General features: G+C 45.6%; 14 protein-coding genes. 1 reads left to right on the top strand and 13 read right to left on the bottom strand.

Annotated elements, in window-relative coordinates:
• Positions 1 to 46 precede the first annotated feature (46 nt).
• The 10 genes from ACZ449_RS02800 to ACZ449_RS02755 form a co-directional block, all read right to left on the bottom strand.
• Positions 47 to 523: a metallophosphoesterase gene (locus ACZ449_RS02800; protein WP_464259556.1), complete on the bottom strand. Its 477-nt coding sequence runs from the start codon at positions 521 to 523 to the stop codon at positions 47 to 49.
• On the bottom strand, positions 520 to 1,128 hold the full coding sequence (locus ACZ449_RS02795; RefSeq protein ID WP_464259555.1) for an XTP/dITP diphosphatase: 609 nt from the start codon (positions 1,126 to 1,128) through the stop codon (positions 520 to 522). The genes ACZ449_RS02800 and ACZ449_RS02795 overlap by 4 nt, the downstream gene beginning before the upstream one ends.
• Before the next feature lie 2 nt (positions 1,129 to 1,130).
• The gene (gene rph, locus ACZ449_RS02790; RefSeq protein WP_464259554.1) at positions 1,131 to 1,874 is read right to left on the bottom strand and encodes a ribonuclease PH; all 744 of its coding nucleotides are present in this window, start codon (positions 1,872 to 1,874) and stop codon (positions 1,131 to 1,133) included.
• Between the two features lie 25 nt (positions 1,875 to 1,899).
• Positions 1,900 to 3,219 (bottom strand): histone deacetylase family protein, encoded by a 1,320-nt coding sequence (locus ACZ449_RS02785; protein WP_464259553.1) that lies wholly within the window; start codon positions 3,217 to 3,219, stop codon positions 1,900 to 1,902.
• Positions 3,209 to 4,888, bottom strand: coding sequence for a hydantoinase/oxoprolinase family protein (locus ACZ449_RS02780; RefSeq protein WP_464259552.1), 1,680 nt, complete (start codon positions 4,886 to 4,888; stop codon positions 3,209 to 3,211). Before ACZ449_RS02780 ends, ACZ449_RS02785 begins: the two co-directional genes overlap by 11 nt.
• Before the next feature lie 30 nt (positions 4,889 to 4,918).
• Positions 4,919 to 5,677, bottom strand: a complete 759-nt coding sequence (locus ACZ449_RS02775) for an acyl-CoA dehydratase activase (protein ID WP_464259551.1) — start codon at positions 5,675 to 5,677, stop codon at positions 4,919 to 4,921.
• Between the two features lie 51 nt (positions 5,678 to 5,728).
• A complete protein-coding gene (locus ACZ449_RS02770; protein WP_464259550.1) occupies positions 5,729 to 6,724 on the bottom strand; it encodes a 2-hydroxyacyl-CoA dehydratase family protein in 996 nt (331 codons plus the stop codon).
• Between the two features lie 162 nt (positions 6,725 to 6,886).
• Positions 6,887 to 7,561 carry a coenzyme F420-0:L-glutamate ligase gene (locus ACZ449_RS02765; protein ID WP_464259549.1) on the bottom strand — a complete coding sequence of 225 codons (675 nt, stop codon included), beginning with the start codon at positions 7,559 to 7,561 and terminating at the stop codon, positions 6,887 to 6,889.
• Positions 7,562 to 7,573: 12 nt separating this feature from the next.
• Positions 7,574 to 8,116 (bottom strand): hypothetical protein, encoded by a 543-nt coding sequence (locus ACZ449_RS02760; protein ID WP_464259548.1) that lies wholly within the window; start codon positions 8,114 to 8,116, stop codon positions 7,574 to 7,576.
• Positions 8,117 to 8,270: 154 nt separating this feature from the next.
• Positions 8,271 to 8,675 (bottom strand): acyl-CoA thioesterase, encoded by a 405-nt coding sequence (locus ACZ449_RS02755; protein ID WP_464259547.1) that lies wholly within the window; start codon positions 8,673 to 8,675, stop codon positions 8,271 to 8,273.
• Positions 8,676 to 8,860: 185 nt separating this feature from the next.
• Here ACZ449_RS02755 and ACZ449_RS02750 point away from each other — a divergent pair, with 185 nt between their 5' ends.
• The gene (locus ACZ449_RS02750) at positions 8,861 to 9,817 is read left to right on the top strand and encodes a flavodoxin family protein (RefSeq protein WP_464259546.1); all 957 of its coding nucleotides are present in this window, start codon (positions 8,861 to 8,863) and stop codon (positions 9,815 to 9,817) included.
• A 54-nt stretch (positions 9,818 to 9,871) separates the two neighbouring features.
• Here ACZ449_RS02750 and ACZ449_RS02745 read toward each other — a convergent pair whose 3' ends face one another.
• The 3 genes from ACZ449_RS02745 to fadK form a co-directional block, all read right to left on the bottom strand.
• Entirely contained in the window at positions 9,872 to 10,270 is a 399-nt protein-coding gene (locus ACZ449_RS02745) for a hotdog fold thioesterase (RefSeq protein ID WP_464259545.1), read from the bottom strand.
• Between the two features lie 28 nt (positions 10,271 to 10,298).
• Entirely contained in the window at positions 10,299 to 11,186 is an 888-nt protein-coding gene (locus ACZ449_RS02740) for a riboflavin kinase (protein ID WP_464259544.1), read from the bottom strand.
• Positions 11,187 to 11,342: 156 nt separating this feature from the next.
• The gene (gene fadK, locus ACZ449_RS02735) at positions 11,343 to 12,986 is read right to left on the bottom strand and encodes a medium-chain fatty-acid--CoA ligase (RefSeq protein ID WP_464259543.1); all 1,644 of its coding nucleotides are present in this window, start codon (positions 12,984 to 12,986) and stop codon (positions 11,343 to 11,345) included.
• Between the last annotated feature and the right edge of the window lie 13 nt (positions 12,987 to 12,999).

The following is a 12,999-nucleotide window of genomic DNA, read 5'->3' as shown; positions in this document are numbered from 1 at the left end:
ACAGCTCACGTAAGTGAAAAAAGAAACCCTCGCTGGGACAGCGAGGTTACAGCTTAATTATAGTTGCTTCTATTGTGGCGTTTTCGTTTATTTCCAAAATGGCAAAACTCGACTCTGACCCGCCCCGGGGTAATCTAGGGCTGCCGGGATTAAGCAGTAAAATACCCTCATGCCACTTGTTATACGGAATATGGGTGTGACCGAAAACGACTACACTGGCATCATACTCTTTTCCCCAAAAGGTTAATTGCGCCATTCCATACTTTACATCATAGCGATGACCATGAGTTATCCAGATAGTTTTACCAGCAACCTCGATATATTCATCAGCAAGTACAGCAGTTGTCCGGTCACAGTTACCGGCAACAACGGTTACTGGCAAACCAGTTAGTTCTGCTAACCGCCAGCCGTCTTGATAGTAGTCACCCGCATGAAGCCACTGGTCAACCGGCCCAGCGGCAGCAATCACTTTTTTCAGTATAACTATGTCGCCATGAGTATCACTGACAACACCGATTCTCATTTTCCCAAGTCCGCCAGTTGCATTACTAATTTTTTCAATGCCCGCCCACGGTGACTAATTTGATTTTTTTCTGCTGACGACATTTCGGCGAAGGTGCGGTCCATTTCGGGGACAAGGAGCAGCGGATCATAGCCAAAACCACTATTTCCGCGCGGTTCAGTTAGGATAACGCCTTCTACTGTACCATCAGCCGTATACCACAGCCTTTCGGCATCCGCGAGTACTAATACGCAACGGAACCGGGCTGTACGTTTTTCTGGTGGTACACCAATCAAATGTTCCAGCAGTTTTTCGTTATTGTCCTGATCACTGGCGTATTCGCCAGCATATCTGGCAGAGTAAACCCCTGGTTCTCCCTTTAGATAGTCCACTTCCAAGCCGGAATCATCAGCCAAACACAGCTTGCCTGTTAAGCGCGCATAAAACTGCGCTTTGGAACAAGCATTTTCTGCAAAGGTTTCCCCCTGTTCGGGTGCTTCTGGAAACTTTCCTAAATCGGCTAATGATGACACCTTATAAGGCAGTCCGTTTAGTGCGGCCTTAAACTCAGCAACTTTACCAGCATTTTGGGTGGCCACAATAATCTCTGTTATCGCTTTCTCCAACGCTATCCCTCCCGGCCTACTTTCCATGACACCGGCCCCAGTGTTTCTTTTTGAATATCAAGTAATACCTCAATACCTTGACTGGCAACTGCCAGCATCTCGTTTAGCTGGGCCTGAGAAAAGGTTCCTTTTTCTCCGGTTCCCTGTACTTCAACAAACTGACCACTCCCGGTCATAACCAGGTTCATATCAACAATGGCTGTAGAATCCTCGGTATAGCATAGGTCGAGATAAACCCCCGCAGGTAAGATGCCAACACTAACGGCTGCTAAAAAGTCTTTAACCGGAAACGGCTTGGGGCTGTCACCCCAAATGCTGTTAATTGCATCAACAAGTGCTACAAATGAGCCGGTAATGGCTGCAGTCCGAGTGCCGCCATCGGCTTGGATAACATCACAATCCAACCAGATGGTCTTTTCTCCTAACGCCTTAAGATCAATGACACTCCGCAGGGAACGACCGATCAAGCGCTGAATTTCATGGGTGCGGCCTGTCTGCTTACCTCTGGCAGCTTCTCTTACATTGCGGCTCTTGGTGGAACGCGGCAGTAAGGAATACTCGGCACTTACCCAGCCTTCTCCTGAACCTTTCAAAAATGGGGGCACTTTTTCCTCAATGGTGGCTGCACAGATAACTTTGGTGTCACCAAATTCAACAAGCACCGAACCCTCGGCATATTTTAAATAATTACGAGTGATTTTTACTTTTCGCAATTCATCAGTTGCACGTCCGTCTGCTCTGGTCATAATGACCTCCTTAATTATAGCTAATTTAGAATTGTTCGAATGTATCTTGTTCTTTGTCCTGCAGGAGATAGTGGTCATAGCGACCTTCTTTTTTTGCTGTATGTATAGCATCGCGGGCCTGACTCCGACAAGTGCTGCAACTATTTCTGGGAATAACGGCGGCAAATGCTGTTTTTACGCCAAACGAACGACCCTCCGCCTCTGTCGCAATTGTATGATATCCCTGGCAGTGGGGACAAATTCTTACTGTCTCACGCTGCCGCTCTTGAATGCCGCTGTCATCGTAGTAAATGCTGCGAGACCGTTGCCAAAAATCCCCGGCCTTAGCTACCGCTGCCCGTCTGAGTTGGTCCCGCTGACTCCAGATATCTTGCCACTGAGTTACTAATTGGGCAATATACCGGGTGTTAGTCTCAGATTGTCGCGGACAACGGGCAATGTCAGGTTCCACCACCCGGCTATAATCTAGACCAGCCATGGCCAAAATAATACCAGTATTAACATAAGGCAGCGCATCCTCAATCGAGTAACCGCCCTCAAGCACGGCGATATCGGCGTTTAGTTTTTCGGCTAATCGCGCATAGCCCTGTGCCGTAATAGCCATATTGGCTAACGGATCACTATAATGATTATCCTGCCCGGCTGAGTTAATAATAATGTCTGGCTGAAAATCGTCCAGCACAGGCAAAACAAGCTTATCCAGTACATAATGCAGGCCGTCATCAGTGGTGCCAGGAGGCAACGGAATATTGATTGTTGAGCACAAGGCGCTCGGACTACCAAGTTCTGTTATGGCTCCTGTGCCGGGGTAGAGTGTCCGGCCATCCTGATGAAAGGAGATAAATAAGGTATCCGGATCATGATAAAAAATATCCTGTGTCCCATCGCCGTGGTGAACATCGGTATCAACAATGGCAATCCGGTTGAGTCCGTAATGACAGCGTAAATATTCCACCATGATGGCTTCCATATTAATGGTGCAAAAACCCCTCGTTCCATGAACTACCCGCATGGCGTGATGTCCGGGAGGACGCACAAGGGCAAACGCATTGGATACCTCCCGGCGCATCACGGCTTCAGCCGCGGTTATGGCTCCGCCTGCAGACACAAGATGGGCGTCGGTAATAAGTGAAGCAATATTTGGTACACCGATATGGACACGCTGCACATCCTGAATTTTAGCCAACTGGGGACGATATTCCCTGATATTGGGTAAATCCAATAAACCTTCTTCAACAATCTGGTCTCGTGTATAGAGCAGGCGTTCTTCCCGTTCCGGGTGTGACGGGGTAATCGCCCAATCAAAGGCTGGAAAGAAAACCAAACCTAATGCTTTACTGTTCATTGTCCTGCCTCCCCGCCTGCACCGGCATGAGCACACCTGGTTTTATCTGCAGTTTGCAAGTCATGATTTTACCAATTGTGTTAAAGCCACGAATAACATTAAATTCTTCTTCATACACTCGTTCACTGACAGGTATGGCTTCGTCTATGCCGCCAGCAGCCGCGCGCTGCGCAAGATGGGTTTCTGCCGCTGTCCAGGCATCTGCCAGACTAAAGCGGCGTTTGTCCACTGTTCGCTGTATGCCAAGCTCTGGCACTGTATAATAGCCTTCTGCACTATCTGCTCTAAGAGTAATCTCAGTTGTCGGTCGGGCAGAGGCCGCGCCGATAGCATTAGCTACCATATGACCTGACGGTACTTGCCAGGGGAGACTAAGCTGTTCTGCAACAAGTGGTGCCAATCCCATTGCCGCACCGCCGACACCAATAAGCAGTTCAGGGGTAAATGCCTCACCATGGACAATATCTTCGACTCTGTATACAGGTCTTGCAGCCTGTTCACTCAGCATAGTGCGTATTGCCTGACATATCGTATTGGTTGCCACCCGTAGTGTCTCCCAAGCCGCATCTTCCGGGGTTTGGTTAGGATCAGCTATGCTAACCATGGCCTGCCTGGCCAAGGTCTCATCGCCATAGTCAATCAGTCCAGCAACCCGCAGCGCATCAGTTACCGTAGGCTCTGTTCCACCGCTAGCCCTAGCAGGGCCGCGGCGCATCGGCCCAACCAGCAAGTGCGCGTCTTGACGCCGGACATAACTATCGCCGCCAATCCCCACTGAGCACAGCCAGAACGAACGTACTGCCGTAGGATAGCCATTGACACTAGCGCCGCCTGGAGCCAACAGAGGAACGCCGTTTTGCCATAACGCAATATCAGTACTTGTACCGCCAATATCTAATGAAACCGCTGGTTCTTCCGGATTAGCCAGTGCCATAATACCTAGGACGCTGGCGGCTGGTCCGGTAAAGATGGTTTCTACTGGTCTGGCTTTGGCTGCCGCCAGTGGTAAGGTGCCACCATCGGCTTTTAAAATATATACAGGAGCCGCAATCCCCCGTTCCCCAATGGCTGTTTCGATAGCTGCCGCAAAATTAGTAAAGATACGCCATACAGCAGCGTTATAGTAGGCCGAATTGATCCGCCGAAAGTAGTTTAGCGAACCAGACAGCTCAGCACCTGAGGTTATATGGGCAGGCTTTAGGTATTCCTGAACCCAGCCAGCGACTTGCTGTTCCTGCGCCGGATTTCGTACCGCAAACTTGCCCACAACAGCCGCAACTTGCGTGCCGCTAAGTTCGCGGCAGAAGGCAATTACTTCCTTTTTAACTGGCGCGGCCTGTTCCCGGCCCCGGTGGTCAACACAGCCTGACAAAAAATGCGGCTGACCTGGTGTCATTCCTGTAAGGTTAAGTCCTGGACCAGGCAGCAGCAATAATGCTACCTGGTCAATTTTTTCTTCTATCAGCGCATTGGTCACAATGGTTGTTGACAAAGCCACTCGCCGAATGGCAGCTCTATTGATATTGCCAAGTACCTTGTCAATAACTGCTATAATACTATGTAACAACTCACCATGCATTGTCGGCGTTTTAGCCGAAGCCAATACCTTGCCATCCTGAATAACTACAGCATCAGTAAATGTCCCGCCCACATCAATTCCCAGCAACATATTCTTCGCCTCCAAACCATTTTGGACCAGCTATTTGCCAGTATATACGGCGCAGCCGATGGCGCCATTAAGTTGGGGATGTTCAGGTACAATAACCTCTATGTCCATTTCCCGGGTAATAAATTCCCTGATAGCTCCACCAAGGGCAACGCCGCCTGTAAAAACAAGTTTGTCGCTCTTGAGTGCCACAAGCATCGGTTTTATCCGTTTATAGATGGTATAGTTGACCCCGGCGGCCAATTCAGCAGTACTATAGCCCTCGACAATCCGCCCGATCAGCTCTGATTCACCAAAAATAGCACAGGTAGCACTAAGTTCCACCGGGTTAGCGCTATAGTCTGCTAGTTCTTCCAACGTAATATCAAGCACCCCAGCCATATTCTCCAGATACCGACCGGTACTGGCGGCGCATTTGTCATTAGTCTGAAAGTCTACCATTCGCCCTTTACGGACTTTGATTACCTTACTATCCTGACCGCCTAAATCCAGCAGGGTAAAATCAGTCAACCCTGTCTGCTCTATCGCGCCCAACATATGGGCCTTTAGCTCCGGAATTATGGTTGCACCGACAATATCGATTGTATTGCGTCCATAGCCAGTAGCCGTAAGGTGAGTCACTTCAGGATAGCCGAGAGCTGCAAAATCTACTACCAGTCCGGAACCAGTCCGCTGTCCATAATCCCGATAAAATTTGGCTGTCTCGTAGATATTCGCTGACTTTAGCTGTTTTGTGTCATCAAGCATAACCAGTTTAACACTACGACTGCCCAAATCTATGCCACAGCGCATCGTCTGCCTCCTTATCTGTCTGTCAAAATAGTGTCCCTTGAGAACGTTTATTTACCGCAGCATTTCCAAAAAACTTTCCATCCGCAGCTTGGTTCTGGCATCTATTTTCCCAGGCTTATCACCTTCAATTGTCAAAATTGGTATGTCCAGCTTTTCCCTTAGAATCATGTCCTCAATTTGGCGGAAACAAAAACTCTGTACATAGTGAACCAGACCGTCCAGATTACGCCGCTCTGTTTCAACCTCAATATCCTTAATCCGGCCAAACACACCATAAGGATACGTGTACAGCTGGTATTGCTCCACAATGTCATCGGTGGCAAACGGCATAGCAAACTGCCGCTGCACCTCGTTATATACTACTCTTGCACCCATGGTTTCTAAATAGGGGTATAGATCAGTAAAAATAGGCGGCACACCAATAAAGCCCAATCGCAAGTCGTCATTATACTCGGCAGCAGTGTCTGCTTGTTGCAAAAAAGCATCGACATCACTGGCAAAAGTCTCTGTATTACTATTAAAATCACTGCAGCTAACCTGATACAAATGGTTATGAAAACCACTTATGGTATTTTCCTGCCAAGTACGTCTGTCAATCTCAGCCACTTTAAGACGCAGTTTGTCCAACTGGCGTTTAACGCCATAAACTGCCTCCCAGTTTGTCCCAAGCGTAGCCATCAGTTTTTCCATTTGCAGCTTTAAGAGGTCATAATCGCGATCAAACGGATAGGCAAACGGAATGGTTTCAATGCCTGCCAATTGGTAAGTCTCCATAAGCGCATGGGTATTACTGCAATCGCCTTGGGTTACGGCAATGACCTTGTCAATCCCACCAAAGCTGGCATTAAATTCTTTATTTACCACTACGGCGTATAATCCCTTTATCCAGCCGCAAATATTCCGGGGATAGCCTGCCTCTTCGGCTGTTTCCACCATGCCACTGGCTGCCGGGCTGGTAATAAATATATTGTTAAGGTCAACAGGAATATGCCCTGCTGCCAAAATAATCTCAACCGGCACAGTAGTCGTTATGCCGATGCGGGCCATAGAAATCCCCCTCCTAGATATTTAAAACAGAGGATAGTAACTCCTACCCTCTGTTTTTTCATAAAGTAAACACGGCTTGCGCCGAGCCTTTGGCGACAGCGCAAGTCGATGTTGCCCTTATCCTGTTCTTAAGAAAGTTGTACTTTCTGTTAGGGAAAAAATTCAAGTTTGTGCGGTCGCTTTTTGTACAGCTAATCCGTAGTTCTTAATAATAACAATCGGCGTTTTCTGACTAGCATTGCCAAAAGGATTATTGATAAGGATTTGCGCTATCTCTTTCGGGACTAGCCCTTGGGTTGCGCCTAGTACTGCTGCTCGCTTAAGGTCATTAACATCAGCAACAACCGCCCCATAACAGCCTAACCGCTGTTTTATGGCTTCCGCCACTCCGTTCGGATCAGCCGGTCCATATACCAAACACTTATCAAAGGGAGGCATCGTACCAGTAACATCATCAATCAAGGATGTCTGGCCACCGGCTAGCTCATAGAACAGACCGTTTCGCCCTACCAGTTTGCCTAACATGCCAACAAACAAAGCCCATGTTATCCGCCAACTACCCTCCGCATTCATGGCAGTTTGCATACCGTAGGCACTTGCCAAGCTGCCCTCTTTCGCGATAAACCGGCAAAGCAGCCGTGCCAGCAGTGACGGATGCAAGTCCTCTGGACGGACAAATCGTCCCTGGGTAATAGCTACAACACTTTCGGCTACCGATACCACGTCATTCGGACCGATATCCTCTTTAGCGTATTTTTCAATCACATCAACAATATTATCTTTATTGGTAAGTATCCGAGTAGGTACTGGTTTTAATTCTAACGCCTGCTCTGTCATATCTGTATCCTCCTATCTTGCTGCAACCTCTTCATTAGCAGCAAGAGCCTTATGTATTTCGTCAGTAGTCATAACCAACCGCTCCTTAGCAAGATACCAGGGTCCACGATCGACTACCTGATATATAATATCAATTGGCATATCGACCATATCTTTGAGCGCAGCTTTAATATCACCTGACTTGGCAGTAAACTTCACTGTTAAAATAATCGATCCGCCAGTAGTCCTGGGAACAATATAGGCCTCCCAATAACCATCATTCCTGTTGGCACAATCCAGTGTCAACCGTGAATCGGTATCCACAGCATCAAACTGCTCACTAGGCAAAAAGTGACGCGGAAAAACATCCATCAATGTGCCATCTTGTGTTCCATTGTTGATAAACGGAACAGTGGCGGAAAAGGCTGCTTCCGCCTTAGTTATTCCCGTAAGCGTAAAATCAGTCCTCTGGTCAACAATAAACTTAAAATTGGAGTTACCCTGCTTAACAATAAACAACCCCACGCCAACAACTGCAGCCACCACAATAATCAGTAAAACAATTAATAATTCCACTCTATATCCTCCGTATCCGGGTATCGGCAAGAAACCCTGTTAGTAACCTTATTTACTATAAGCTTGCAAGATGCCTCCTATCAAATTAGTTTCTCTTAGCGCCAATATAATATGCAGCAGCCGAAGCTGCTAGCAATCGTAGGCACCAAAAGTCTCAATTGGGAGAAGGTTTATGCAGCTTTTCAAAATACTTATCTGGCAAACGAATTATTTTCCCTTGTTTGTTAGTAAACGCATTTTGCGTACTCCCGGTGGCCAACAGTAACCCATCTGCTTCTCTAAGCACTCGATAAGTGAAAAGCATTTTTACTTTGGATACTTTCGCCAAAACAGCTTCAATAAGAATATAGTCATCAAATTTGGCTGATGCCCGGTACTTGCAGTCAACATCTGTAATTGGAAAAACAATGTCCTCAGCCATCATATCAGTAAGTAAAACGCCAAAGTGCCGCAAATATTCAACTCTAGCCATCTCAAACCAGCGAAAATAATTGGAGTGATGTACCACCCCCATCATATCTGTTTCCACAAATCTTACTTTTTCTCTTACAGTAATCATATTTTTTATCCTTATCCCAATTTGATGGTAAATAAAAAAGCACGCTATCAGCATGCTGGTAGAAGAATTTACTTATTTATTGTACTCTTTGATGGGCATTTTTGTCAATGCTGGATTGCGCCCCTAACAGGCTACTGCTATAATTAAGTAATACACAATTTTCCATTAGAAAAAGGAGAAATTTTATGGCAGATAGTAACACAGTAAAGGCCCTCTCACTACCGACACAGGTTGACGCTGAGGCCGCCATTGTCCTAAAATCCACGTTGATTAAACTTATCAACGCCGGTGCCAAAAAAATTATCTGCAACCTTTCTGCTACTGATTACATCTCAGCAGAGGGAGCAGAAGAATTAGTCAATGTAGCGCGGTTTCTCCATAAAATTGGGGGCGAGTTGGGAATTTGCCGAATAAAGCCTGACGTTAAAGCCACCCTGCTGCAGCCTCACTTGTTTAAATTTTACAGCATCGAAGAATCGGTTGCCTTAGTCGCCCTTAAGAATCTAGTTACTTATTTTGACCAGTATGAGGATATATTGGATCTTAAGGTTCGTATGGAAAACTCTATAGCTTATATCGAAATATTTCTCGGTTTTGGCGCCGACCAGACAATGCAGCAAGTTCAGCAGACTGTTGACTTAATTCGGCATAGTCTCGAACAAGAACTTACTGACGTGCAGGTGCTCATCGTACCAAGCACCCAACTTGAGAAATCCTCCCCTTTCCAGCTTGTGGAGCAAAAAAAGCAAATCATTTTTTCAAGTCAGTCTCAGGCAGTTCAACAACTTGCTCAAGCGATCCAGCAAACAATCCCTGACGATATTCCCTGTATCTCTGTTAACGAAATCTCTGCTACTGATACTTTCGATTTGGTTGCCGTTGTCTTTCTGATAAACCAAGCTACCGCTGACGCTGAAGCAGCATCATATCTTACAAAATTACGCAACCAAAAATTGGCTTTATTCACCGTTACAGACAACTATCCTTACTCCGGTTACGCTGGGGAATGTATGAAGAACATCACGTCCTTGCTGGATAGCAGCAATACTATAGTAGGGAAATTTATCTGCCGAACTACTGATAACCAAATTTCTGAAACTGATTTAATGCGCGCCCGGAATAAATATTTCGATATTATCTAGGAAAATACGTAAAATACAAAGTCCTCGCAACTGCGAGGACTTTGTATTTTACAGCTACTCACTTTTTTGGGGAAATACACCCATAGTACATCTTGAAACACAGATGATGTTTCCGGTTTCATCACTGATTCTAATATCCCATACCATAATCGTTCTCCCGCGATGAATAGGTTTTCCCACTGCTGTAACAAATCCATCCTTTTTGCTTCGAACATGATTTGCATTTATTTCTATGCCAACAGCATATTCTAACTCTTCATTAATAAAGTAATATGTACCGATACTAGCTACTGTTTCCGCTAACGCGACCGAAGCTCCACCATGTAATAATCCAAACGGCTGGCGAGTAGCTTCGTTAACCGGCATTGTTGCAATAACTTGCTCCTCACCTATTTCAGTTATTTTAATACCCAATGCCTCTATAAGAGTATCTTTATAACACTCATTTTTCATAATTAATCTAACCTCCATCCGCTTGTTATTATGTATATCTAAAGCACCAGCTCATTGCTGATGCTTTTATATTACCCTTACCTCGAAGTCGAGCTACGAATTCTACTTTTATATCTTGGTAATACAAATCATCATCTAAGCAGTCCAACAGCAGCTCTACTCTGCTTTGTTGCCGTACGGATGCAAGGTTATTGCCGATATTCGCCACACCACGATAGCTGCTTCCACGATGCTTTGCCTTCACGACATACACACCTTCTGCTGGAATTATAAGTCTGTTAGGAATAGCTACCCCCGCTCGTAAGAACCTGAATTTTCGACTTCTTAAATTACTTTTTAGCATTTTGCCACTAACGGTGAAGGGACGATTTAGCAGACTTGCGGCCTCACCAACACGACCACCTGCTATTAGCTGTCGAATACGGGTGCTACTAACATGAATGCCATCAATATCAACCAGCTGACAGATATCTACTGAAAAGTTATATTTGCCGCCAGCAGCTCTTAGGTCATCCGGTCTTCCTCCGCAACGAAAACCGTAGGTGAAATTCCCTCCCACCACTACATGTTGCAAATTAAAGCTGCCAATAAGCAGCTGAATAAACTCCTCAGGAGTTTGACTCAATAGCTCACAGGTAAATGGAATATTAACTATTAGATCCACTCCAAGCGACTGAAGATACTGTATCTTTTCATTGTTAGTTATTAATAATGACGGACAGCGGCCAGGGTCAATGATCGATAACGGATGATTGCTGAAGGTAAACACGGCACTAAGGGCCTTGGCCGCTTTAGCTCGGGCAACAGTCTTTAGTATAATCTGCTGGTGACCAATATGTACACCATCGAAAGTACCTAAAGCCATAAAAATCGGAGGATAATGCTTCAAATTTTCTATGCAGGTATATACTAGCATACTGTTGCGCTTCCTTCCACCTCTACTAACCGTTTTACGAAGGTTATCACTGTGTACAAAAATACTCTTGGCTTTTTCCGTTCTTCTAAGCAGCATTATATACACTTAGGGCCGACGAATCATCCGCCGGCCTCGTATACGACAGTCTGTATAAGATTATTTGAGTTCCGAAATCTCTTGGCTTAGTTTATTTTTAATATCCTGACGCAGCACAAATTTCTGTATCTTACCTGCCGCAGACCTTGGGAGACTGCTTACGATCTCCAAGCGCTCGGGGTACTTACACTTGGCCACTCTTTTCTCTTCAAAAAAGGATTTTACGTTATCCAATGTTAATCCGTTATTTACCTCTTTCAGAACTAAGTAAGCACAAATTCTCTCACCTAATCGTTCATCTGGCATTGACACTACGCCCGTTTCATAAACATTCGGGATTTGCAGTAAAATATTTTCAATTTCCACACTACTGATATTCTCGCCCCCGCGAATAATAACGTCCTTTTTTCTGCCAGTAATTCTGATATACCCATCCTCATCTAAAGTACACAAATCGCCACTATAGTACCAGCCTTCCTCGTCGAAAACACCTGCCGTCAATTCAGGCTCCTTAAGGTAACCCATAAAAACATTGGGACCCCGCGACGCTTCCTCGCCTTCCATTCCCGCCGGCACCGATTGACGCGAAGCATCTACCACCTTTATCTCTACACTTGGTACAGGCACACCATCGGTATTAATTACTTTTTCAATGGGGTCATCCAAGTGAACAGCGGTATGGGGAATACTCTCGGTAGAGCCATATACACCAATTACCTTAAGGCCTACCTCCATGGATTCTTTAACTAAGTGCCTGGGTATTGGCGCCCCGCCGCATAAAAAGAAACGAAATGAAGATATATCATATTTCTTACTTTGTAATGAACGAAGTATATCGTGGACAAACGGCGTAGCCCCCATACTACAAGTACATTTTTCCCGTGCGATTAATGCCAGACTGGTTTCTGCCGAAAATTTATCCTGAAGCACACTTTTAGCCCCGAATATAAATGGCATGGTTACACCATGGTGAAAACCAGTAGCGTGTGCCATTGGCGCTGTCATTAGCATCACGTCTGTATAGTTGAAATTCAGCGCAGCAGCAAACGCCTTTTCACTGGCAATAATGTTATTATGTGTAAACATAACACCCTTGGGAGCAGCCACTGTTCCCGAAGTGAATAAAACTGCTGCCAAATCATCAGCCTTACTTACACGGTTATCGGGCAAGGGTGAGTATTGCTGCATTACGCTACGCAACGTATTACCATCATCTGTCTGGGTTTCTTTTTCGACTATAACTATTTCCTTTAAACTGGGGATTTGGGGGATTAATGACTGAATCATAGGCAGATAGGTAAAGCGCCGATACTCAGACGGGAAAAAAAGCACTTTAGATTCACATTTATTTAAAATATATAATAATTCTTTCTGACGATAACAGGGTAAAATGGGATTTGCGACTGCCCCTGCCTTCAAACAGGCCACGTAAATAACTGTAAATTCAGCCCATCCGGGTAATTGAAAGGAAACAAACTCCCCGGGCTTCACACCGACCTCTTGCAAAAAGGTTGCTACTCTGCCGGCTGCATCATCCAATTCAGCATAGGTATAACTAGTACCCAGTAAGTCAATTACTGCTATCTTTTCCGGGGAACTTAAAACCGCCATTCTCCAATAATCAGCCAGAGTGGCATCACCCCAATAGCCCTTTTGCCTGTAAAGTTGTTTGCGGGACTCATTAATCGTAATCAGTGACGACATTCCGCTCACCCCC

It is taken from the genome of Desulfosporomusa polytropa, from assembly GCF_055380075.1.
This window is presented reverse-complemented; position numbering and strand designations above follow the sequence as displayed.